This is a genomic window from Pirellulaceae bacterium (assembly GCA_029243025.1).
Lineage (GTDB): Bacteria > Planctomycetota > Planctomycetia > Pirellulales > Pirellulaceae.
Genome location: JAQWSU010000032.1, coordinates 1 through 23,507 on the forward strand (window position 1 = coordinate 1; position 23,507 = coordinate 23,507).

The following is a 23,507-nucleotide window of genomic DNA, read 5'->3' on the forward strand; positions in this document are numbered from 1 at the left end:
ACGATCCGTCGGAAATCCTTGTGCCGAAACGGTAGGATCTTTCACAAAACCGGCTGGAGGATTCACTCGAGGCGACTCGCCGGCAGACTCAGAACGATCCGTCGGAAATCCTTGTGCCGAAACGGTAGGATCCTTCAACAACTTCGCTTCCTCCCCAGTTTTCGTCTGGATGGGCAAATAGGTCGTGAGGTCGGATTTGCTGTGCAGGACAGAGACTGTCGAATCCTTGATAAATTTTGTTTGCCGTTCACTTCCCGCTTGTTTCTGCTTGGGTAAAGCACGCAGAACTGAGAGATCGGATTTCGTTCCTGTCGCTTTCAAAAGCGGCGTGACAGAATCCTTTTCCAACGGCAATTCTCGTCGCACGGTTCGCGCGGCGTTGGCCTTTTGTTGGGAAATGTACTCAGCGCGAGTGAGCACCGCTGGCAATTTCTCAGCCGAACGATTGGAACGATCCTTGATTGGCGCAAATTGTGCTTGCGTGGCAACACCGGGAGCCAAGACGAATAAAAGGCCAATGGAAACACTGATCCAATGCCCCTGAACACGTGGCTTACAAATGCGTCCGCTTCGCGGTAACGTTGAATTGCTCATCACGTCCTTCCGTCTCAATTGGCTTCATTCAAGTCATCATCGACAAACGGATTACCCGTATCGAGTGGCACTGTTCCCTCATCGACGACGTCTTCCTTGGATGACGATCGCTGATCGAGGGCGGGCGTATCGACGGGGGCAGATAGTTTTTCATCCTTCGTGACCGAATCGGACGAATCCGGCACAATCACCGATGGTGAAACTTCGGCTTCAGCAAGGTTTGGTTCCAGCAGAAGACTTACCGGTGGGGATCCAAACAGAAATCCATGATCAGGACCGGTGTAATTTGGCATTCTGGACCCCAAACGCAAGATAGCGATCGGGCGGCCGAGTTGATCAGCAACTTGCAACGGATCTTCCTCGGGCAACGCATCAAAATAGCGTTGGTGCTTGGGATCTTCTGACTTTGGAAAAGCCTCTTGCGGATTTTCTACATAGATCACGCGTACCACCATCTTCCCGGCCAGAGCGAGTTCCAAGTCTTCTTGAGCAATATCCACGGGAACAGGAAAACGTGCTTTCATTCCCTGAGGAGGATAGAGCCGGTTGATGAGTTCGAGACTTGGATACACCTCGGCACCGTCGTGACGAGGAATATTCGAGACTTTCAATCGATAAACGTGCCCCACGAGCACACCTGCCCGAAGTGTCGGCGCGGGGAACTGAAAAGCTCCGTCGCTCGCAATGGCAACATCCGCTCCCTCCGGAACCTGAACTTCCACAGGTTGGGTGTAGCCGCGAAACGGATAATTATTTCTGAGCTGCCGAGCGCCAATCGCACCCGGCGGCATGTCAATGTTGTACTGATAATGAACAGTACGTTGCGCCCACGTCGTGGATGCACAAAGGAGGCTTGCCAAACCGAGCAAGAAGACGAGCGACATGGACTTCGCAGTTGCAAAACCATGAAACGAAAACGGTAAGCAACTTTGATTCATCACATCAGTTTCCTGTGAGCAGCAATCAATCCACTGAGCTGAATGACGTCTTTTGCTTCAAAAGCCCGTCAGGTTGAAAACCGCATCAGGGCAGGGGAGTGTGCAAAGCAAACTCCCAAATATTCGTTGTCCCACGCCTGACATTCGGCGCGGGACATTCCTCCCAAAATCAGTGCGAACAATTGGGCCCGCAACTTGGTCCGCAAACATGCTGAACCTGTCCGGACGACTGAGCACCGTAATGGTGTCCGTAACGAACCGTTGGATGGATCGTATCTTCCGTGATCCAAGCCTTCGACGGCGGATGAGGATAGCTCAGTCCAGGACGTTGCTTAACATTTATCTTCACCTTTTTAACAGGATCAGGAATGTGTCGGCTTGTCCAGTTTTTCATCACGTGACGTTTTAAACCGGCGGGCACTCCCATCGGAATGTGGGGTGGCCCCGGCAAACCAATTGGTGTGCCTGACATGGTCATCCCGTATTGCGGCATATTGACCCCTGAGATCAAGTCAGCCGGCATACCACCAGGCGGCATGGGTGCCGTATTGGCAACCGCCATCGGTCGATGATGCAGCAAGCCATGATGACCTGCTTGAGCGACTGGAACTCCGTAGCCTGCAGGAGTGACCTGTTCGCCACCGAATTGCCCGCCAGGAGTTTCCATATCTTTGTTACCGATACGAATCACCGCCAGGATGACACCTTTCTCGGTAGCTTCCTCAATTGGATCCAAACCTGGATCCAACGGAGTGCTCACCAAAGTTGCCACATCGGCAACGGCTACTCCCTGGAATTCGGGATCCGGTAGGTAAACAACTTTCGTAACAAAGTTACCAGCGAGGACTTGATCGAAGTCCTCTTCTGTAAACTGAATCGGAATCGCATTATGAGCCAAGTAGGCCATGCTGCGGTATCGAGGCGGACCAATCTCGAGCGTCGGATATAACTCGACGCCTTCTCGATTTTCGATACTGGTCAGCTTGAGTCGATAAATGCCACCCTGTGTGAAATCTTGCCGACCTGGTGTCACCAAAGGCATCGAATCAAATTGGCCCACACCGGAAACGTCCCACTGCACTTGCATCGATTCAGGTCGTGAGAAGAGCACCTGCACTGCTTGCAAGGGCGATCCACTTGGTCCAAAGTTGTCTTGCGGCAAGCAATTTGGTCCACCCACACTCGGAGCAACCATCGTGTGGCCGCCCATCATTATGCCAGACGCTTCCACGACGGCTCCTGGTGCCCCAACGCCTGCAGTCATTGGCCCAATGGCGGACACTGGTGCCACTGGTGGACGTGGTGGCGTCAAAACGCCGGGTCCAGGTCCACCAACACCAGGTCCCGGTTGAGCCAGTCGCGACGCGGGGGGCAGATTGTGGCCGCCCGTCAGTTCGCATCCGACCGCCGCCACTGTCGAAAACAGCAGCAACGTCGCAATCCATTGACGTATCTTCATGATTTCCCCCTACTAAATGCAACTGTGCTCGAGTCCGACTCGACGCATTTCCTGACAGCCACATCCAAGACGAATTGATGTCGTTCGATCATCTTGAGCCCCAATTCCCGAACCAAACTGCATTACAACTCAAGTAGACCTGTAATCGTCTCATCCGTAGAATGGCTCGACCTCACTCGCTCCCAGGGCTCCAACCAGTATTGCCCGGAAGCCAAAAGCAACAGAGTGATGGTCTAGGTGTATTTCCTCGGAAATCATCAGCTCGAATCTTTGGCAAAACCGTCAGAATCAGTATATGGATTACAGATTACCCGCCCTCACAGCTGGATTGCTGCTCGCTGCTTTCGGAATTGCCAGGGGGTTATCTGGTGAAAATCCGCCAGCAGTTGCAGTGCAAGCACCTCCTCAGACGATGGCTCGCTTGCCCGCAAACGCCGCAACTCACCCCAACCACCGGGCCGGCTCACAACTGATTTCGGATGCTATTCGCCAACTGTCAAGCCATCAGACCATTTCAGCTAAGGTTCGCCATCGCACGCAAATGTTTGACCAACGACTGGTCGGTTCAGGCCTTTACCTGCAAAAGCGGATGAAACCAGATCCGCTGGTCAGATTTTCGCTCTCCGTTCAATCGGGAGAACGCGCAGTCAGCTTGCTCCACATTTGCGACGGACGGTTTCTCTGGATCCGTGAAAATCTAGATCCGCCAGCATCGCTGAGCCGAATTGACCTGCGACGTGTCCGCAATGCCAGCCAACCCGACCGATCTGAAACGGTCCTGTATTCAATGACGCTTGGCGGCGGAATTGTACAGTTACTGAAGTCATTGCAAGCAAACTTCCACTTTTCCGAGCCCTATCCACTCACCTTCCAGCAGGTTCCTGTATGGTCCCTCGACTGTCGCTGGAAGCCGCACCGCCTGAAAAAACTGCTCCCAAAACACGCCCTTTTTGATGAAGCAGGAAAGCTCGACGTGGCCGAATTGCCACCTCAACTGCCAGACCACGTTTTCGTGTTGTTTGGGCAAGACGACCTGTTTCCCTATCACATTGACTTTCGCCGATCACGATCCAATCGAACAAAAAAAGAACAGCCGAAAAAGAAATCAGCTTCGCTGGTGACAATGGAACTGTTCGAAGTTCAATTCGATGCGCCGATCCAACCATCGCAGTTCATCTACAAACCAGGGGATATCGAGATCACTGACGGGACCGACGACTACATCGCCCGACTGCAAAGATTTGGCGCGCGGACAACTCGAAAATCAAAGAAACGTTGAGGCAGCGGATCTTGGTCCTCAGACGTGTACCAAGCGTCCAGCGTTATGACGCTACCAAAGGTGCAGCACCGAATTCATGGAAATCAACTTCAGTTCGCCGTCGCGATATCGCAATACATTGATACCGCAATTCTCCTGTGAGATGGAGCGGGCATGAGCGAGCGGCATTTTGGCAGCCATCGCCAAATAAACTCGGTTTACGACGTTGTGAGCAACGATCGCGATCCGCTTGCCTTGATTTTGGCGTAGAAGTTTATCCAGGGCGGGAACCACTCGATCACGTACATCCATTAAGCTCTCGCCGTCGCGATAGCCGTTCTGAGCCGGATCGTCCATAAAACGACGATAGAAGTCAGGCTCTGTACGTTCGATTTCGACCCAACTGCGCCCCTCCCAGGAACCGACATCAACCTCCGAGATTTCGGGCACGATTCCCACATTCAACTCGTGGGGGTGGGCAACAATTTCCGCCGTCTGCCGAGCTCGAAGCAACGGACTTGAGTAAACCGCTTCAAGTTGCTGATGCGCAAGACCTTTTGCAGCCAGTTCTGCCTGGCGTTTGCCTTCCTCAGAGAGTGGACCGTCAACAGTATTCCCCTGCAAAATAGGAGGATTTGCCAGGTTGTTGTCCGTTGCACCATGGCGCAGCAGATAGACGTAACAACTTTCCGGCGTAGGGGAGGGGGGCATAGGAACCATCCTTCGAAATAAAACAGAGAGGGTCGCTCAGTGGCACGGTATTGTAGCTATCCTGCTCACAGCACAAAGACCTCTCGAGTTCAAACCGCAGATGCGGAAAGCACGATTCGGAAAAATCCAACGGGGCAGGGCGACTTGGACAGTAGAAAAGTGACGTCAGCTTTCCATTCGGACTTCATTCGAACCGGCAAATAGCAGCGCCCATGCGGACACGGTCGCGAACGACAAAACCTCAACGCGGCGGCAACCGCCAACCTTCGAATCAGAACGCCCCCAAACTCCACTCACTTGTATTTACGTGGACCGCCATCATTGGCGTCTGGAAAGTTAAAACTGTCGCGCGGAAATCCTTGCTTTCGCTTGTCCTTTAGCATTCGGAGTGCTCTTCATCCGTTCACTCAATCGTTTTGCATTCGATTTTGTCGATTCCGTATCGATTTGCCGCAGAAAGCGACCGACAACCGCGGCAGATCGCCGCAACACCTAGAATCCGACGGCAGCCGGCGCTAAGATGTGAGTTCATTCTTTGCCCCGATAGACGTAAATACGGCGCAGCACCAGCAAATAAATGGAGTAATCGTGTCAAGGATTTTCACCATGTTGGCGATCGTGGCTACTCTTCTGCTGTGCGTTGCAATTTTTTTCGGATTGCGAATCGGCAAATACAACGAACTCTACTCATCGTTTCTCTCTCTGAATCGCCAACTGAAGGAAGTGCCGGCTGATACTTCCCCAACACAGATCGAGAAATTGCGAACGGAAGCCATCGAAGTCTACCAACAACTCGAACCGCCGCGTGAGAAGTCAAGAATTCATATGTTGATAGGCATCATGGCCGGCCTGGTCGCAATCCTTGTCAATTGCATCTCGGTGACTTATTTCATCGGAACGAGTCGTTGGTGCAAAGAGGTGGTCGATACCTACGGGTTACCCGTCGACCTTGTGGGGACAAGCACAAAGCTAAAACGACAATGCTTTGCCTGGTCGCTTTCCGGGGTCTTGGTCGTGATGTTGATCGTTGGCTTGGGCGCCGCTTCCGACCCAGGAACGTTACGAACAACCACACCGCAATGGGTGAAACCGCATCTGTTTGCCGCCTTATTTGGTATCACCTGGATTGCAATTTCGCTGATGGTTCAAGTTATCAAAATCCGAGACAACACGGAGGTTGTTGACAACATCCTGACTAAAGTCCGTCAAATCCGCCTCGAGCGAGGCTTGGATGCGGACGTGTGAATTTGATTTGTCATGAGAGCTTGTATTCAAAGAGTCACACGTGCCAAGGTCAGCGTCGGTCCCGACGTGACAGGTTCTATCGAGCAGGGACTGCTGGTGTTGCTCGGCGTCGGTCACGACGACTCTGACCAGGATGCCGAATACTTGGCTGAAAAAACCGTCAATTTACGAATCTTCGAAGACAGCGAAGGCAAGATGAATCGTTCGCTGATCGACGTTGCTGGCGGGCTGCTCGTGGTAAGTCAATTCACGCTTTGGGGCGATTGCCGCAAGGGCAGGCGTCCGAGCTTTGTCGCTGCGGCGGAACCCCAACGAGCAGAACAGCTCTACGAGAAATTTGTTGAGACTGCTCGGCAACGCGGCCTGGAGGTGCATTGCGGACGGTTCCGAAGCATGATGCAAGTCGAACTCGTCAATGACGGCCCCGTAACACTTTTGCTGGATAGCCAAAAGACTTTTTGAAGTTCAAACCGATCACGGTCGGCGGGAGTCGCCGGTTCGGATTTACCAAGCCAAGTGACAATTAAAGCGTATCAGCGGACGACCTCTTGCTGGTTAAATGGATTACCGACCACTTCTCCGACGGTCTCGCGAGCCACACGGTGCACCTCACCCTCACGACCTCCCAAGAAATTCGACAGCGACGGATCTCCCAACACCAACACCGTACAGATGATGAGCTTGGCGTAGGTAGAAAAATTCGCCCAGGAACTTTTCCCAAAGAACTTCAATGCGGTACCGGACGACTTTTTCAAACGAATACGACCTCGATGGAATTCGACGCTCCAAATTTCGTCCAGAATTAAATGCGTCAGATAACCAATCACCACAGCGGCAACCTTGAACATGCGATATTCAAATTCACCCGACACTAATAAGGCAGCAACCAATCCAGCGATTGCCGCAGCTGGAATGCTGTGCCACATCCCCCGATGCACACTGAATCGACTCAGCATTTCACCGATGCCGAATCGGACAAAGATGTACATACAGCCGCCCGCCATGATAATGGACTCGTGAGAGAGCCCCATTTGCCGAAGTCGGGCCATCATCAACATGGGAATCACCGCCGCTGAAAATGACGTGATTTCGCGAACAGGCTTTCCCGAATCGCTGTCGAGATCCGGCAGAATGCCCGCGATGCTGCAGAGCCCCGCCGACACCATGGCGACCGGAATTGGGATGTGATAGAGGAAATGCCCTGCTGCCCCATACCCTACCCCCACCATCGTGCTCGTCGTGATGTGAGTCTTAAAACCCGCCATTTAGTGCCCCCCCTCTCGATGCACGGCCAAGTCACAGCCGTACAACATCAGTCTTGCCATTTACAAACCTGGGAAATCGAGACGATACAGAGAATATCGATCTGCAGCCCGAGCAGCCCAACAATTCGGCACACTCAACGAATGGACTATCGGCGGGATTTGACTGCGACTATACTCCGCGCGCGAAAAGCAGGATCAGCCGCCTTCTCACACGGCCGCCCTCAACAAGATCGGCAGCCAAGGCAAAATAAACAAAAAAACAACCCGTCTGACATCAGTACTAGCAAGGCCATCCATGCAAGCTTACGACATCATGATGCTGATCGTCTTAGCCGTCACCACGTTCATCGGCTTCCGCAAAGGACTCGCATGGCAGATCGCCTCACTGGCGGCGATCTTTTTCAGCTATTTCGTCGCGTTGCGATTCCGAGATGTGGTGGCTTCAAAGATTGATGCCCAGCCGCCATGGAATACCGCCTTGGCGATGCTAATCGTTTACGTTGCCTCTTCCTTGGTGATCTGGATTCTTTTCCGATTCGTGCGTGGTTTTATCGATGGAGCCAAACTGGGGGGATTTGACCGCCAGCTGGGCGCGCTACTTGGCATGGGCAAGGGAATTGTGCTGTGCGTGATCATCACGCTGTTTGCTGTCAGCCTGCTGGGTGAGCAACAGCGCCGTGACATTATCGAGTCACGTTCAGGCCTGTACATTGCCCGCCTTCTTGACCAGGCAGACGCGGTGATGCCAACCGAGATGCACAACTTTCTAAATCCCTATCTGAATCAACTTGAGAATCGTGCTGACGAATCGAGCCCCAACACCAATTTGGATAGTGAAATGGAGAAAATGGAAGACTGGCTGAAGCAGCAAGGAGGACAGATCCGCGCCGGTCAAAATACAGCGTCGCACCCAAATTCAACGACGGGTAAAAACCCGGCCGCAGCAGCCGAATCTTTCTTCTCTGAATCGAAGGATGCGGTCGCAGATCGTGCCCGCCGCATGCGAGTTTTCGACCGCCGATAATGATTTCCGAAGCTTGTGAGCAGGCCCCGGAGCAACCGATACAGTCGGAACAACTGGGTATGAACGAGCCAAGCAACCAAAGCAAGGCAGGGCGGTTCTCCCAAAATCAAGCAACTCGAGAAACGAAACATTGACCGTTTCAAGACCCATTCTGAAGGATCGTCAGCCCTCGATTCGGACGGCGAATCGAGGGCAATTTCCAGCACTCCGATCGGTCTCTGATCAGCAGGGGACCGTCCGCCTGACGCGAGTGAAAAGAGCCGCATCGAATCGCTCAAACTTGGCTTTAACTGATCGCCTCAGCCCACCTGCAACGTTGCAGGAAAACGCAGGGGGTGCCGTGGCAACGCAAAACGGCAAATGCGGCTGAATCCCGGGAAGAATCGATCCAAAACCGAACATAAGAAACATTATCGGACGTTGCAGAAACGGCGAAAAAGCCCCACTCACGGCCCGTTATCGCTCAACTTGCCGGGGCTCAAAAGAGCTTAGCCAGTGGCCTCAACTCCATCCAAAAAGACACCCATCCGACGAAACTTTTCGTACCGCTGCTGGAGCAATTCATCTGTCTCCAAGGCGACTAATTCTCGAAGTTGCCGAGTGAGGAAAATCTTCAGGCGACTGGAGGTTTGATGATGATCTCGATGAGCTCCCCCCAACGGCTCCTCGATCACTTCATCAATCACACCAAACTCAAGAAGGTCGCTCGACGTGAAGCGAAGCGACTCAGCCGCCTGCTCAGCAAACTCATGGCTCTTCCAAAGAATTCCAGCGCAACCTTCCGGGCTGATCACGGAGTAATATGAGAACTGGAGCATCGCCACGCGGTCGCCGACGCCAATCCCCAAAGCTCCGCCGCTGCCACCTTCCCCAATGACCACACAAATCACTGGGGTTTTCAGCCGAGACATTTCGTACATATTTTCAGCAATCGCCTGAGCTTGCCCACGTTCTTCTGCACCCACTCCAGGATAAGCCCCCGGCGTGTCAATCAAGCAAATCACGGGGATCCCAAACTTTGCCGCCAACTTCATCTTCGAAAGCGCTTTACGATATCCTTCAGGGTGGGCACAGCCGAAATAGCAAGCAGTTCGCTCCTTCGTTGTTCGGCCTTTCTGATGTCCGACAACCATCACTTTGAATTGATCTAGCTTGGCAAAGCCGGCCAACATCGCCGAATCGTCGCCAAAGAGTCGATCACCGTGCAACGGTACAAATTCGTCAAACATCAACGACAGATAGTCAGATGTTTGAGGACGATCTTTGTGACGAGCAATCTTTACCGTCTGCCACGGAGTCAGATTGGAGTAGATTTCACGAGTCACGTCAGCCAACTGATCGCGTACTCGCCGCATTTCCTGCTCGGATTCCGGTCGACCGACACTTTTAAGCTTTTCGAGACGCGTTTCAAGCTCATAAATCGGTTGTTCAAATTCGAGTCCGGGGCTGAGTTGATCCATGGTTTTACTCCACGTTAACGTCGATTCGCTCGAGTGACACGAATTTTACTAAATTCATCCAGAAACTCGCCCATCGACGCAGGACGATCGTCTGGTTTTTTGGACATCATCCGGGCAACTAGCTTCGAATATTCCTGGCTCGTCGCTTCACTGCTCGCCGTGATATTCGGCACCTGGGCCCGCAAGTGCTTTTGCAACAACTCATCCGGACTACCACCAGTAAATGGTGGACGCCCGCAACTTAGCTCGAACAGCATACAACCGAAACTGTAAATGTCACTTCGATGGTCGAGCGCCTCACCACGAATCTGTTCGGGTGACATATAACTACGAGTTCCCTGGACTTTCCCTCGCCCGCCGAACAATCGCCCTAATCCTTTTCGTTCTTTCTGGGCGATTGCAAAGTCGATCAACTTAACATCAAAGTCTGTGTTAATCAGGAAATTGTCCGGCTTGATATCGCGGTGGATCCAACCTTGGCCGTGCAAATACTGAAGCCCGCCGGCCGATTTCCGAATCACGTTAGGGAGCGTCGTTCTATCCTGCTTCGAATCACGGGTTTGACGAATCCATTGCTTGAGGTTGCTTGATTCAAAATACTCCAACGCTACGTAAGGGAGCCCTTTATTGACGTCGAAATCATAAACCTCAATCACGTTTGGATCGTGCAGCCCTTGACCTACCAAATACTCATGTTTGAGCAGCGCAATCTGCTCCTTATCGCCCCGATTTTCTTCCTGCAAGGCTTTGAGAGCACAACGCCGATTATCGACCTCGCTCATCGCTTCCCAAATCTGACAGCTGGCCCCTGCCCGAACGAGTTTCAGCAGTCGGTAAGAACCAATGTAATTTTGATCGCGCGCCACGAGTCGTCTCTCTCAGCTTCCTCCCCCCTGCTCTGTGCCGGAACTTGACAGGGGGTTCAATTGTGCGTTTTCTGCTTATTTTTCACGCAGCCTATAAGTTTATAAGAACGGTGCAATCTGAAAAAGATCACCGCAGCCGAATGATAGCGAAACTCGTCCGTGGCAGCGTCAGGCTGGCTCGCTAATAGCGTACAAAAAGCAGAAAAAGCCCTTGGGGAGGCGATGTGGGGCCGGCAAGCCGACGATCACATCCTTGAACAACCTCTTCAATCCACGCCGGGTTTTGCTTGCCCAAGCCAACCTGCACCAGCGTACCCACGATGATTCGAACCATGTTATAAAGGAAGCCATTGGCCTCGATTTCAAGCGTTACAAAAGATTCGTCTTCAACTTGTTGCTCAACCAAATCAAGATCAAAGACGGTTCGCACCGTCGATTTTCGCGGCGCACCAGCTGCCTGAAAACTGGCAAAGTCGATCTGGCCCACAAGCTGGTCGGCCGCCTGCTTCATCCGTGCTACGTCGAGTGATTGGTGAAGATGCCAACAGAAATGGCGGCGAAAAACATTAGGTTGGCCCCCACACTGAATCACATATCGATAGCGTTTCGACTTCGCATCGCGAATGGGATGAAAGCCTTCCTTAGCAAACTCCAACTTCCCAATGCGTACATCGTAAGGAAGACGCGCATTCAGTGCTCGACAGAGCGTCTGATCATCCAGCCGGGTCTCACTGGCAGCACTGACCACCTGCCCAATCGCATGCACACCCGCGTCGGTACGCCCACTCGCCAGTGTGCGAATACTTTCGCCGGTCACAGCTAAAATGGCGGACTCGACGATTTCCTGAACCGACCGCTTTCCGGGCTGAAGCTGCCAGCCGCAAAAATCCGTTCCATCGTAGGAAACGGTCATTTTTAACACACGCATTGCAGCCTAGGTCGCCGCGGCGGTGGCGACGAGTCTTTCGGCAATTTGCACTGCGTTTGTCGCGGCACCCTTCCGAAGATTATCACTGACACACCAAAAAGCAAGTCCATTGGGTGAGGAAAGATCCTCTCGTATACGCCCGACATAAACGGGATCAAAGCCGGTCGAAAGATGCGGCATCGGATATTTGCCAGCGTCAAGATCATCCATTACTTCGACACCTGCTGCAGCCTCAAATAGTTCGCGTGCTTGGGAAACGGAGATGTGCTTCTCAGTTTCGACAAGAATGCTCTCACTATGGCAGTTTTCCACAGGCACGCGAACGCAGGTTGGGCAAACCTGAATCGATTTATCACCAAAGATTTTTTGTGTTTCCCAAACCATTTTCATTTCTTCAGACGTGTAGCCTGCGTGTTTCCCCGAACCGATCTGCGGTATCACGTTCAAGGCGATGGGATGCTGGAACGCTTCATATTGATGCTCCCGACCTTCTAATCGAGCTCTCGTTCCCTCGAGCAAATCACGTTCGCCGACCACCCCGGCCCCGCTCGTTGCCTGGTAGGTACTGACGACAACTCGGTGAATGCAACCAAAATCGTGCAATGGCTTCATCGCAACGACCATTTGAGTCGTTGAACAATTCGGACTTGCAATGATTCCCTGATGATGTTGCAGAGCGTCGCCGTTGACTTCGGGAACGACAAGTGGCACCGTATCGTCCATCCGCCACGCATTACTTTCGTCGACAACAACCGTTCCACGCTCCACCGCCCAGGGCACAAAATCCTTGGCGATGTCGTCCGGCGTGCTGGCGATGCAGAGATCAATATCGTCAAACACCTCTGGCCGTAACTCCTCAACCGTGACCTCCTTACCCCGAAAAGTCAGCCGGCTACCGGCCGATCTGGCCGAAGCCAAAAATCGAACTTTTTCCAGTGGAAAATTGCGCTCTTCGAGCAACTGACGAATGAGACGACCGACAGCACCTGTCGCTCCAACTACAGCAAGAGTTTCGAACACCTGTCCACTCCCAAACGGAGACCTAAATGACACAACAGCGCAAGCTGTTGAAAAATCTTAACAATCAGATCGAATCTGAACTTCAGCAATCGCCTAGTATAGGCCGAGCCATCCGGCAGCTGAAGTGCCAACATCAAACGGATTGTGTCTGGGGTTTGCGGTTCGGGCCGGTGGTATTCAAGGAGCCCCCCCCTGCCCTACCCGACTCCAAACGTCGGTCGAACAACATTCGGACGATCGCTGGCGAGACAAAAGCGGCGTTACCAATGAGCATCGCCAGCCCAAAGGTGGTCATTCCCATCCCCAACGCGATTCCCAGGTGAAGTGGCACCGCCAGGAATAACATAAGTGGTCGCGTCAAACGGGGCCAAATCAATACGGGATAGGTTATTTCCCAGGCTAAAATCAGCTGAGTCATAAAATTCACCAACAGCGGATAAGCCGCAAGCCAAGTCATATCGATCGTCTGGTATTCATAATTGGCAAATGCCCCCCACAGAGCCGTCCCTGCCCACCAAGTTTGCCCCATTAATTTGCCGACTCCGGCGAAGAAATAAATCATGCACATGTGAACCTGAATCAAGCGTTGGGCCACATTTGCCATCACAAGTTTGGCGGGCTCTGCCGCATCGCGTCCTGCTTGTCCTTTTCGACGCCTCAATCGATCAACCGAATAGGCGGCTCCCGACGGGCCAATGGCTAAGTAAAGCGCCAGCATGCCATTGATCTGATCCAGCCCAAAAAGCGCACCTACCGCCCGATGGGCGTAAGAAACAGTGATCAAGAAAGTCAAAATCGCCGTGAATCGTGTGAAACACCCAATCGTGAAAAGAAAGATCACAACGAGGGCCAGAAGATGGCAGCCCCAAAGAGCTTGAGGCGAATCAACAAAATACAAATGACTCCAAGCGTAAGAGGCTCGATTCCCCAAACTGAATTCGTGAAATCCCTCCGCAAATGCGGTCGGCAGTCGCCCGTTCGGGCCGAAAAACTCAACGAGATCTTTGGTCCAAACGAGATGCGTGTAAAACAACATCGCACCGGCAAGAATCCGAATCACACCCAGAGTCGCCGGATCAGCCGGCGAAAACCAGAACCGATTCCATCCCTGCAAGCTGCCCGAGCCTAATTCGCGAAAGTAGTCCGTCACCAACTTCACGAGTCATCTCCTGTGAACAATCCCAGGTCGGCCAAATCCACATACAAACTCGGGTCGTCCAATGCGACTTCCCCTCGCCGTATTGCGTCAGGAAATGGAATCTCGTGCCGCTGTAAAAACAATTGGACCCGTTCGCCGTCGTATTGGGCTAACAACTGATTGGCAATCCCCTGACTCATCAGTCGCGTCAGATTCTGGGCACGCGAGTTGTTAAACGACAACTGCTCTTTCTCGCGTTCACTCATCCAATCAAGGGGCGCATCGTTATTGATTCGCGAATGATTGTTGAACAACGACTCCGTCATCATGAAGTGCCGATGATAAAGCAAACGAGGCCAGTGCTGATCAGGATCGGGAATACGCCCAACTTTTTGCGAACCATCGGGCATCGTCAGTTCATAACGAATAATGTGGCTGGGCCCGGGATCAGGTGCAAAGAATCGATAACCATGATTCAAATAGGCCCCAACTTGATAGGGCAGAAATAGTTGCGACACTTCTTGAGCCAGCACGGGCGAGGGCGGAGGTGACGACCAGGGAGCGGCAAATACAGCAAGCAAGTGGACAGCAATCAGCACACTGACGATCGCCCGCCCGCGAGGAGTCCACTGCTGCCAACTGTGAGGTGATTGAGATGGGGACATATAAAATGTATCGTCAAAGCTGGGCAGGAAAAACGACTGCCAGAGCCCTTATGGGAAACTTACTCCCACAAAAAAAAGAACCCTCGCTACTGTTACGAGGGTTCTTCTTATTTGAGAAACTATAACATTAATGACCGACTAACGTGCGTCGGCAAGCTTTGTCTCATCAAAATCAAAGTTCAATTCAAGCTGGTCGCCACCGGCAAGACTAATGTCCTGCTCTTTCGTCAGCTTTTGCCCATCTTGCTCAACTGTAACCACGACGTGATAGTCCGACCATTTCTGGCCTGCCTCGATCTTGTTCGTCGCAAATTCGCGAACCGTACCCGTGGATTGAGTTTTCATACCTGAAAGGAAAACCGAAGCATTTTCCGGCACACGGAGTGTCAGACGAGTCTCGACAGGCTCTGACTTGCTGAAGTCGAAATCAAGGTGAGCCGCTTGACCAGCTCGTAGCGTGGCGAATTGCGTTCGCTCTACCTTCTCGCCATCACCACGGTCGACTGTTGCAGTCACCTCATACTTGTAGCTGTAACCTCGATTCAATCCCTTGGAAACGTATCGGCGCTGCGCACCTTCGCTACTTGTCGCCAAGCCATTGACGGTGATGGTCGCTTCCGCAGGAACGTCAACAGTGAGAATTCCCTGGTCTCGGGGGAGACGAGCACTGTCGGCCGGAGTTGTTTCTTGAATGGCATCTTCGGCCGGAGCGTCAGCGGGAGCCGAATGCTCTTCGATGATCACGCCACCATCCGAGTAATTACCGCTTGATCCACCCGAAGAACCACCGGACGAACCGTGGCTAGAATAGGCCGCACCGCTGGATCCTCCCCAGCTACCACCGCTACTTCCACCGCTACTACCGCCCCAGCTACCGCCACTGCTACCGTGGGAACCCCACGAACCACCCGAGGAGGCGTAAGCTCGTCGAGCTGCTTTGCGAGCCTGATGTCGCAGAGCCATTCGCTTGAAAATACCAACGTGGCCACCTTGAGATCCGTGACTTCCCCAACTCCCGCCGGACGAGCCACCTGATGCCCCCCCCCACGAGCCGCCGGAAGAACCGCCGGAAGAGCCGCCCCAGGAACCACCGGACGAACCACCGGACGAACCATGACTACCGTAAGATCCCCCCCAGGATCCCCAACCAGCATGCACGTCAGCGGCCAATCCAATGACCACACACGTGGCGACCAATACGCTTAAGCATTTCCTAACCATCTCAACAAGCCCTCATACTCTTAAGTCCTTGATTTACCAGCTGCCTGAGAAAGCATAATGATCCTCCTTCACAATACAAGCCACCTGCGGCCTGTTTTTCGGTTGCGAAGTTTGGATAGGTCAGGCGCTATAGATAACAAACCATAGCCCAGTCAGAAGGCTATGCGGGCAAAGAAAGCACACATCGCAAGCTTTCGTGTTGAAATTCAGTGCGACCGTGCGACCGCCAACGAAAGCCGCCCCCCACCAATGGGGATGCACCAATGGATTCTGCTACAAGCCGAGCCGATTCAAGAGATCACTAGGATGCATCGGAAGCACGAGGACGTTCATCCCAAGCCATGGCGATTAGACGTTCGGTCGACCAACGACGTTTCTTCGCCTCGGAAGCGAGCTTGTAGATCAAATGTAGCGCTTCGGCCGCCTTGATTTTGCCCCGATAGGTACGAGGTTCTTTCCGATCATCACAGCCGAGGTAGAAACAATGTCTTCCGGAGGCTTCTTTCGCCGGCACAATCTGCCCGAAACACTTGCCCCGGTAAAACACGTCAAATCCACTCTCGCTTGGCTCAAATTTGTAGGCACTTTTCATGACATCGATCCTTCACCTGAGTCGCCAGAATTGGTGACTCCTCAACAGGGCAACCTTCGATGAGGATGCCCCTTAGCCCCGAAGTTCCGATTTTACCCCAGCCACCCTTTCATCGTCACCCCGACTCGTCATTTGGACCGTGACATCCAAAATCTTTTTCGACGAAAAAATCATTACCCGCATGGCAGCGTCAGCGGGCGGTGCCCCGCAAACGGATATCATCAAAGCTCGCCTCGCCGGTGGCTCCAAAGAGTCCGATTCGCACGATGGCCTCCCGCGCCTGAATCGGCACACGGACTTCTTTCTCTTCCCGTCGCCAAACGCCATCCGGCTTCCAGGAGCCGAGCCACCACTGGCCTAAATCACGTCGATTTTCATCGTAGAAGGAGACGACAACGCGGGCTCCCTCGCCATCGGTTCCAACCGCGATTTGGCGTGCGCGGCCCCAGGCAGAGAAGCGAAGTCGTTGAATCGCACGGCCGTCAATGGCGAGTCCTTGCATTAAATGGCAATCACGACCGCGTATTTGATTGGCAAGCTCAACATATCGGTCGCCCTCAGGGGCGTCGGCCGCTTCGACCAACTTCGCCTGACGTTGGTAATACCATCCAGAAACAAACTCAGCTTGGTCGGCTTGCGATTCGAAGTCCCCATTAATTAGCTCTGGATTTCCGGGATCCGGACGCACGTCGCGACGTGCTTCGGCCGTACCGGTCATGGGTACGAACAACGTGGGCCGTAACGCTTCCATCTTGAGTTTTCCGTTTTCCTTACGCAGCAATGTCATCGTCTGTTGATAGCGTTCGCCGACCGGTATCACCATTCGCCCGCCCTCGCGCAATTGTTCAATCAGAGCAACGGGAATTTTTTCGGGAGAGCAAGTGACAATAATTTTGTCGAACGGAGCGTGTTCGGGCCATCCTTGAAATCCATCCCCAAGTTTGACATGCACATTGTTCAAACGCAGTCGTTTCAGGGTTTTTGCCGCTCTTCGACCGAGGGGTTCCACAATTTCGATGGAATAGACTTCGTCTGCTAACGCGCTCAGAACCGCAGCTTGGTAACCGCTCCCTGTCCCAATCTCAAGCACCCGATCGGTTCGCTGCGGGTCAATGCACTCCGTCATAAAGGCCACGATAAAGGGCGACGAGATCGTTTGCGACTCACCGATCGGCAAAGCCATATCGAAATAGGCCTGGGACCGCTGTTGTCGGGCAACAAATTCGTGACGAGGTGTTGTTCGCATCGCTGCGATGACACGTGGATTAATAATGCCGGACGACATTAGTGAATCGCGAACCATCTGATTTCTACGAACTGCCATCGTGCCCGATGGTTGTGCAAAACAAGTTGCACTCCCACCGATAACCACGAGAGGGATGAGCAGCAGTAATTGACGTGAACACATACTGGAATCCAATCACTGATTCGGCGCCAGACACCATTGACCGCGTCCAGATGCCATGCGGCAGACGGTTTGACTATTTCATTCCCTTCGTGAGCGTCATGAAGGCAGCCTCCAAACTAGGCCGATCTTCACCAAACTCCAAGAGTGCAAAGCCGTTGTTGATCAGTTCGGACGCCACATCGCTGTATTCCACAATACCCTCCACCAGCGTCACTGACAGCATCTTTTTCTCGACATTCACCTCGGCCACATCGTCTCGTTTCAGCAACAAGTCGGCCGCTTCTTTTTGTCGATCCTTGACCATCACGTTCAAAACGATCGACTGACGGATTTGCTTCATAACATCGGAGACTGAACCGTTCCAATTCATGACTCCACGATCGATGATTCCAATTTTGTTACACACGTCCGCCAATTCTGGCAGGATATGGCTGGACACAATGATGGTTTTACCCGTATTCCCTAATCGTTTCAACAGATTCCGCATATCGATTCGGGCGCGTGGATCCAAGCCGCTGAGAGGTTCATCGAGCAGCAAAACTTGGGGATCATGCAGCAAAACACGGGCGAGCCCCAAGCGTTGAGTTTGCCCGCGAGACAAGGTATTTGCAAATGCGTCACGTTTGAACGCGAGGTCAACCACTTCCAACATTTCCTCGCAAATCGTTCTGCGTTGAGGACCGTTGATTCGATAGGCAGCCGCGAAGAACTCGAGATATTCGATCACCTTCATGTCGTCGTACACGCCGAAAAAATCAGGCATATAGCCGACCAATCGACGGATCTCTTTCGGATGCGTGTAGATCGAGTTTCCATCTACGTAGGCTTCCCCCCAACTTGGCGTCAGCAAGGTGGCAATGACCCGCATCGTGGTGGTCTTCCCTGCCCCGTTGGGGCCGATAAAGCCAAACAGGTCTCCCTTTTGCAAATCCAAATCGATCGATTGGATTGCGAACAGTTCGCCGTACTTCTTAGTCAAGTCACGAGTCTCGATCACGTCAAATCACCTTTCGACCTTCACGGGCATTTGCAAGCGGTAGTAGGTCCAGTGTGCTTGGTTTTCAGTTTGCAGCTCCACTCCGTTCAACACGACTTGAGCAGCCACCTGCTTACTGCGACCGACCAAAATTGCTCGCCCTGAATTTAAGTGCTGGGTCAAGTCAATCGATCGATGATATCGGTGCGTTAGGCCGGTATAGTTCATTCCCTTGGCAGCTTCGTGAAACATCATCAGCTCCAAAATCCGGTCGACATCTTGGTCAGACACGTCCCAAGCTGTCATCACATTCCTACCGTTCAGAACCCGGCGTCGGGTCAACCGAGTTTGTATATCAACCGTTGAACGATTAGCGAGATCGATACGTTCCCCTCCGCGCATGTTTCCCAGCGGATAGACCCATCGATCATGCATCAAATAAGCATCCCCAAGTTCGAAGGAGCAAGGGTTGACGACCACACCTTCCAATTGAGCTTCCGCGACAACTCTCAACTCGGACGAATCCTGCAGTTGGCAGCTCCCCCACCATTGCCCGATTAAGCTACGACTTGACCGAACCGCAACAGGAAACTGTTCCATCCAAACATGGGCTCGAAACGCATCACGCGTATCAACCTCAACTTGATACGGTTTCGAAAAGGATGTCGATGACATTCCACTGTCCATACCGCCAAACCCCACTCCAGGAATCCCTTGCCAAATCAGAACTCGTCCCGTGTCATCCGCAGCCAGAATGGGTGAAGTGATTCGACTATCCAGTGAGAGTCTTTCCGTATTGGGACTAAACAAATGCATCCAAGTCGTGCCTCGCACTAGTGAGCGAGACAAGTCGACATCTACAATCGTCGCTTGATTTGTCTTGACCTGCTCACCCTTCCAGGAGCTCGTGAGCAGGTGGGCAACCGACAAAAACACCAAGATGGTGATGGGAAACGTAGCCCAAGTCCAAACAGACTTGCCGCATCGCTTGAGCAACCAGTATTCCAGGGGACCGACGATCAAAATGTAAATCGCGATCAAAGAAGCGGTCAGGGAAAAGGGAACCAAACTCACTCCTTGAAACTGCTCCAAGGCCATCCTCAGTTGGCCTCCCAGGTCACGAAAACCGAGCGATCGAGAAGCCGTGCGTCCTGAACTGAGTTGACCTGCTGGCAGATCAGTTGCATTTTGAGCCAGTTCGAGGATTGCTGCGAGCAGCCGACGGCGATCCGTCCAACTCACAAACGGATCTTGAGAGAGATCGAACGCAACGAAAATCGTTTGCCCGAAACCGACAATCCCTCTCACAATCGCCGGTCGTTGATCGGCGCCAAAGCCTTCCGCAACAGCGACAACACCATCGATGTCCCGTAGGATTGCCATCGGAACCTCAAATCTGATCACATTGGAGGAGCCACGGTCAAGCCGCGTGGTCGCCGCTGCAAACTGTTCAATTCCAGTCGTTTGCCGCTGAATTGCAATCCGCTCAAGGGTACCGGGCAAGATGGCCGAAAACGGGGCATCGTCCAATGCATCGTCGTTTGTCGAGGCAATCACCACGAGTTTCCCACCAAGTTCCACCCAACTCTCGATCGCCGAACGCTGATCTTCCGATAGCCCGTCCAGCAGCGTATCGCACGATGAAACAACAAACAAAAGGTCAACGGCGGCGTAACCCAATAGATGATCGGGAAGATTTTCGGCGACCGAAACAGAACGGTGGACGACCCGGCTCCCATTGCCTCGCAATTGAATGGCTTGGGGCAAATCAAGCCCGTCCCCCAACTCAATGATCAGTGTTCGATCCGAAGGCACGCCACCTGCCAACGGTGTCCCTTGAATTGTGGTTTCCCAGGGCGGCCCCTCGGTTGGCTCCAATCGAATCCGCACTGCCCCCCCTGCCCGCCCGAATTTGACGTATCTCCAAATTGCTTGTTCGGTTCCGGCAGCAATTTCTGGAATCGAAAAGACGTAGGTCGCCGGAATAGCTTCCCCGTCCTGCAACGTTACATGCAGATGCCCGCTGAGCGGACGATCTGGTCCTGCTGCTAAAGTCAGTCGGAGCGGCGTCCAAAAACCCACCTTGTAAGTTCCATCAAACCCAACAGAGACCGAATGAATCGCAGGCCCCACCCGTGTGTCACCGCACGTAGCCACGGACGTAGCCACGGACGGCATCAGCACCAAAGCAAAAGCGATCGTGGCAGCACATCGAATCATTTACGTTTGCCAGGGGCTTGAAAAAAACTTGGACCAGAAACCGTTAAACCAGCAACTCGAACGGATAAGAGTCAGGGCTTCCCCTGGTCTGGACAACAACAAACAAACTGCTGACAACCGGGACAGCCGGCGCCATACTTTCGCTGGACTGCTTCCGTTAGGTCAACTCCGCTTACATTCGCGATGGTGGTGAGCCAAGCCAGGACATCGGCAAACTCCTCACTCCGATCTTCCGCAGATCCTTCTCGCAGTGCGGTAGCAAGTTCCCCAACTTCTTCCATGAGCCACATGAAAGTGCCATCAACACCACGAGCTTCATCTTTGTCAAAATACATCTGGCGAATCAATGCCTGAAAATCGGCCAATGTCACGTCACGCCGAGCAGATTCGGAATGGTTGGTATCAACTTGAGGCGGCGACATTGAATTTACCTTACATTTTCTTTGATCGACCGAATGATCGCGATTATTTCACTTCACACGAACGGTGGCATGGCGGCACCAACGTCCAGCTGCAAGCATCATTTTGCGTCTGCCATCGAATCCAGTTGGATGACCGATCGCGTCTGCTCCTTCTCCAGAAACGTTTTACCGTATTTGACGTTCACATGATCCCACGGCAATTTATCACTCAGCTCGTACGGTTGATGCACGAGTTGCTGAATATCGATGCCCACGTCCTCAAAGGCCTGCCACCAACGCTTTGCATCCAATTGTTCACACCAACTGTCCAGGCGGGCACCGCGACGCCAAGCCAGTTCAATCGCATCCCCCACTCTGCGATCACCACGACTCAAGGCTCCTTCAAGGAGACTCGTTTCTACATCATGACATTTGACTTGCACACTTCGCAACCGACATCGACTTCGCAAGTACCGATGCGCCCAGTGAAAATACTCACGTGACTGCATTCCATTCCATTGGTAGGGCGTATGCGACTTTGGCACAAAATTGGAAACACTCGCGGTAACTTTCGCGTAACGTCCGCGTTCTTGTTTCCCGATTTCCGAAATCGTTTCCGCCATTTCGATGATACCATCCAGATCCACAGGCCGTTCACCCGGGAGCCCGCACATAAAATAGAGCTTAACGCTTTCAAAATTCCGACGAAATGCTTGTCGACAACCTTCGAAAAGATCTTCGTTTTTGATCTTTTTGCGAATTTGTTCACGCATATCATCGCGAGCAACTTCTGGTGCAAGAGTCAAGCTGGAACGGCGTTTGTTCCCGATCAGTTCCGCGATCGATCTCAGCTGCTCATTGACTCGCAGGCTTGGGACCGAAAGATTGACGCCCAACGGTCCAAATACCTCTTTCAATCGCAGCACTAACTCTTCGAAATGAGGATAGTCGCTACTCGAAAGCGAAAGGATAGAGATTTCATTGAAGCCCGTGTTTCGGTAACTTTCCAACGCTGCATCAACAATGGTGTCGACAGATCGTATCCGCAGGGGACGTTTGATGACGGTGCTTTGGCAGAAACGACATTGCCAAGGACATCCTCGCATGATCTCAATGGAGATCCGATCATGGACGCACTCGATGAAAGGCACGATCGGAGCGACCGGCAGTGGAATCCCATCCAAGTCAGCAATCACAGATGGCTCGACGGTTTCCGGTAAGTCCGCCCGAGTCCGATTGAGAGCAATCACACGACCGTTGCAATACTCAGGCTCGTAAAATCGCGGGACGTAGCAGAAAGGAAATTCCCGGCCAACTCGAGCCAGCATTTCCTCTCGCTGGCGTTGTCCGGCTGCGCCACTCGCGAATCCTCCCTGCTGTTCACATTCGTCACGTAAATCTCGCCAAAGATCACAGATCCGCGGCAGAACAGGTTCACCATCCCCCGTGACGAACACATCGACAAAGGCCGCCAGCGGCTCAGGGTTTTGAGCACACGGGCCACCGGCCAGAATAAGCGGATCCTTCATTGTTCGCTGGTTCTGGCGTAAGGGTATCCGCCCCAGATCTAACATTGTCAACAGATTTGACGCACAAACTTCATACTGCAAACTGAAACCAACCACATCAAATTCACAGAGTGGAGTGAATGTCTCGAGACTGTAAAGGGGAAGATTTCGCGTTCTCAACTCACCTTCCATATCGATCCAGGGTGTGAAGGCTCTTTCACAAACCCAATTCTCATCTCGGTTCATCAGGGCGTATAGCACCTGTAAACCATGATGACTCATCCCCAATGAATAGGTGTCGGGGAATGCCAAACAGAGTTTCCCCCTCACTTCACAATGATCCTTACGAATCATGTTGTGCTCACCACCGACATATTGAGAAGGTTGCTGAACCTTCAGCAAAACCTCGTTGACTAATTCTGTTTTAAGCTTCGTGTTAATCATGAAATCAGTTCCATTTCCAAAGCTTTCGAACCTCTTTGTCCGGCTTCTCAGTATCGCAAGAATTCGGCTCGAATTACAGTGCAGATCGCCAGCCCCCAATCGCTTCACCTGGGAAATCACCCAATAGATGCTTACAATCAGAAGTCAGAAAGCTGCGTCCCCCGGC

At 52.6% G+C, this 23,507-nt stretch carries 22 protein-coding genes; 4 read left to right on the forward strand and 18 right to left on the reverse strand.

Features of this window, described 5'->3' with window-relative positions; all coding sequences use genetic code 11:
* From P8N76_14480 to P8N76_14490, 3 genes are all read right to left on the reverse strand, one after another.
* Window positions 1-594 (reverse strand): hypothetical protein (locus P8N76_14480; GenBank protein ID MDG2382872.1); only part of this gene is annotated, 594 nt, incomplete at its 3' end.
* Window positions 595-608: 14 nt separating this feature from the next.
* Entirely contained in the window at window positions 609-1,532 is a 924-nt protein-coding gene (locus P8N76_14485; GenBank protein ID MDG2382873.1) for a hypothetical protein, read from the reverse strand.
* Window positions 1,533-1,701: 169 nt separating this feature from the next.
* Window positions 1,702-2,991 (reverse strand): hypothetical protein, encoded by a 1,290-nt coding sequence (locus P8N76_14490; protein ID MDG2382874.1) that lies wholly within the window; start codon window positions 2,989-2,991, stop codon window positions 1,702-1,704.
* A 295-nt stretch (window positions 2,992-3,286) separates the two neighbouring features.
* Between P8N76_14490 and P8N76_14495 the strand changes: the two genes are divergently transcribed.
* Window positions 3,287-4,270, forward strand: coding sequence for a hypothetical protein (locus tag P8N76_14495; protein MDG2382875.1), 984 nt, complete (start codon window positions 3,287-3,289; stop codon window positions 4,268-4,270).
* A gap of 51 nt (window positions 4,271-4,321) precedes the next feature.
* Here P8N76_14495 and P8N76_14500 read toward each other — a convergent pair whose 3' ends face one another.
* Window positions 4,322-4,960, reverse strand: coding sequence for a histidine phosphatase family protein (locus P8N76_14500; protein ID MDG2382876.1), 639 nt, complete (start codon window positions 4,958-4,960; stop codon window positions 4,322-4,324).
* Window positions 4,961-5,548: 588 nt separating this feature from the next.
* Between P8N76_14500 and P8N76_14505 the strand changes: the two genes are divergently transcribed.
* Together P8N76_14505 and dtd are read left to right on the forward strand one after the other, a co-directional pair.
* Complete coding sequence (locus tag P8N76_14505) at window positions 5,549-6,205, forward strand: hypothetical protein (GenBank protein ID MDG2382877.1); 657 nt, start codon at window positions 5,549-5,551, stop codon at window positions 6,203-6,205.
* A 12-nt stretch (window positions 6,206-6,217) separates the two neighbouring features.
* Window positions 6,218-6,667 (forward strand): D-aminoacyl-tRNA deacylase, encoded by a 450-nt coding sequence (gene dtd / locus P8N76_14510; GenBank protein ID MDG2382878.1) that lies wholly within the window; start codon window positions 6,218-6,220, stop codon window positions 6,665-6,667.
* A gap of 71 nt (window positions 6,668-6,738) precedes the next feature.
* Here the strand turns inward: dtd and P8N76_14515 are convergent, their stop codons facing one another.
* On the reverse strand, window positions 6,739-7,470 hold the full coding sequence (locus tag P8N76_14515; protein ID MDG2382879.1) for a metal-dependent hydrolase: 732 nt from the start codon (window positions 7,468-7,470) through the stop codon (window positions 6,739-6,741).
* 295 nt (window positions 7,471-7,765) lie between these two features.
* Here P8N76_14515 and P8N76_14520 point away from each other — a divergent pair, with 295 nt between their 5' ends.
* Window positions 7,766-8,494 carry a CvpA family protein gene (locus P8N76_14520; protein ID MDG2382880.1) on the forward strand — a complete coding sequence of 243 codons (729 nt, stop codon included), beginning with the start codon at window positions 7,766-7,768 and terminating at the stop codon, window positions 8,492-8,494.
* Window positions 8,495-8,982: 488 nt separating this feature from the next.
* On the opposite strand, the gene P8N76_14525 is transcribed toward P8N76_14520, so the two are convergent.
* From P8N76_14525 to P8N76_14585, 13 genes are all read right to left on the reverse strand, one after another.
* A complete protein-coding gene (locus P8N76_14525) occupies window positions 8,983-9,954 on the reverse strand; it encodes an acetyl-CoA carboxylase carboxyltransferase subunit alpha (protein MDG2382881.1) in 972 nt (323 codons plus the stop codon).
* A 14-nt stretch (window positions 9,955-9,968) separates the two neighbouring features.
* Window positions 9,969-10,820 carry a serine/threonine-protein kinase gene (locus P8N76_14530; protein ID MDG2382882.1) on the reverse strand — a complete coding sequence of 284 codons (852 nt, stop codon included), beginning with the start codon at window positions 10,818-10,820 and terminating at the stop codon, window positions 9,969-9,971.
* Window positions 10,821-11,001: 181 nt separating this feature from the next.
* Window positions 11,002-11,748 carry a tRNA pseudouridine(38-40) synthase TruA gene (gene truA, locus P8N76_14535; protein ID MDG2382883.1) on the reverse strand — a complete coding sequence of 249 codons (747 nt, stop codon included), beginning with the start codon at window positions 11,746-11,748 and terminating at the stop codon, window positions 11,002-11,004.
* A gap of 6 nt (window positions 11,749-11,754) precedes the next feature.
* Window positions 11,755-12,768, reverse strand: coding sequence for an aspartate-semialdehyde dehydrogenase (locus tag P8N76_14540; GenBank protein MDG2382884.1), 1,014 nt, complete (start codon window positions 12,766-12,768; stop codon window positions 11,755-11,757).
* A 133-nt stretch (window positions 12,769-12,901) separates the two neighbouring features.
* Entirely contained in the window at window positions 12,902-13,927 is a 1,026-nt protein-coding gene (locus P8N76_14545; protein ID MDG2382885.1) for an HTTM domain-containing protein, read from the reverse strand.
* Entirely contained in the window at window positions 13,924-14,571 is a 648-nt protein-coding gene (locus P8N76_14550) for a hypothetical protein (protein MDG2382886.1), read from the reverse strand. The genes P8N76_14545 and P8N76_14550 overlap by 4 nt, the downstream gene beginning before the upstream one ends.
* A 138-nt stretch (window positions 14,572-14,709) precedes the next feature.
* Window positions 14,710-15,792 carry a TIGR03000 domain-containing protein gene (locus P8N76_14555; GenBank protein MDG2382887.1) on the reverse strand — a complete coding sequence of 361 codons (1,083 nt, stop codon included), beginning with the start codon at window positions 15,790-15,792 and terminating at the stop codon, window positions 14,710-14,712.
* A gap of 301 nt (window positions 15,793-16,093) precedes the next feature.
* Window positions 16,094-16,384, reverse strand: coding sequence for a hypothetical protein (locus tag P8N76_14560; GenBank protein ID MDG2382888.1), 291 nt, complete (start codon window positions 16,382-16,384; stop codon window positions 16,094-16,096).
* Between the two features lie 190 nt (window positions 16,385-16,574).
* Window positions 16,575-17,792: a protein-L-isoaspartate(D-aspartate) O-methyltransferase gene (locus P8N76_14565; GenBank protein ID MDG2382889.1), complete on the reverse strand. Its 1,218-nt coding sequence runs from the start codon at window positions 17,790-17,792 to the stop codon at window positions 16,575-16,577.
* Between the two features lie 73 nt (window positions 17,793-17,865).
* A complete protein-coding gene (locus P8N76_14570; protein ID MDG2382890.1) occupies window positions 17,866-18,789 on the reverse strand; it encodes an ABC transporter ATP-binding protein in 924 nt (307 codons plus the stop codon).
* A 6-nt stretch (window positions 18,790-18,795) separates the two neighbouring features.
* Window positions 18,796-20,988, reverse strand: coding sequence for a hypothetical protein (locus P8N76_14575; protein ID MDG2382891.1), 2,193 nt, complete (start codon window positions 20,986-20,988; stop codon window positions 18,796-18,798).
* Window positions 20,989-21,059: 71 nt separating this feature from the next.
* Window positions 21,060-21,410 (reverse strand): MazG nucleotide pyrophosphohydrolase domain-containing protein, encoded by a 351-nt coding sequence (locus P8N76_14580; GenBank protein ID MDG2382892.1) that lies wholly within the window; start codon window positions 21,408-21,410, stop codon window positions 21,060-21,062.
* Window positions 21,411-21,508: 98 nt separating this feature from the next.
* Window positions 21,509-23,341, reverse strand: coding sequence for a TIGR03960 family B12-binding radical SAM protein (locus P8N76_14585; GenBank protein ID MDG2382893.1), 1,833 nt, complete (start codon window positions 23,339-23,341; stop codon window positions 21,509-21,511).
* Window positions 23,342-23,507: the final 166 nt, after the last annotated feature.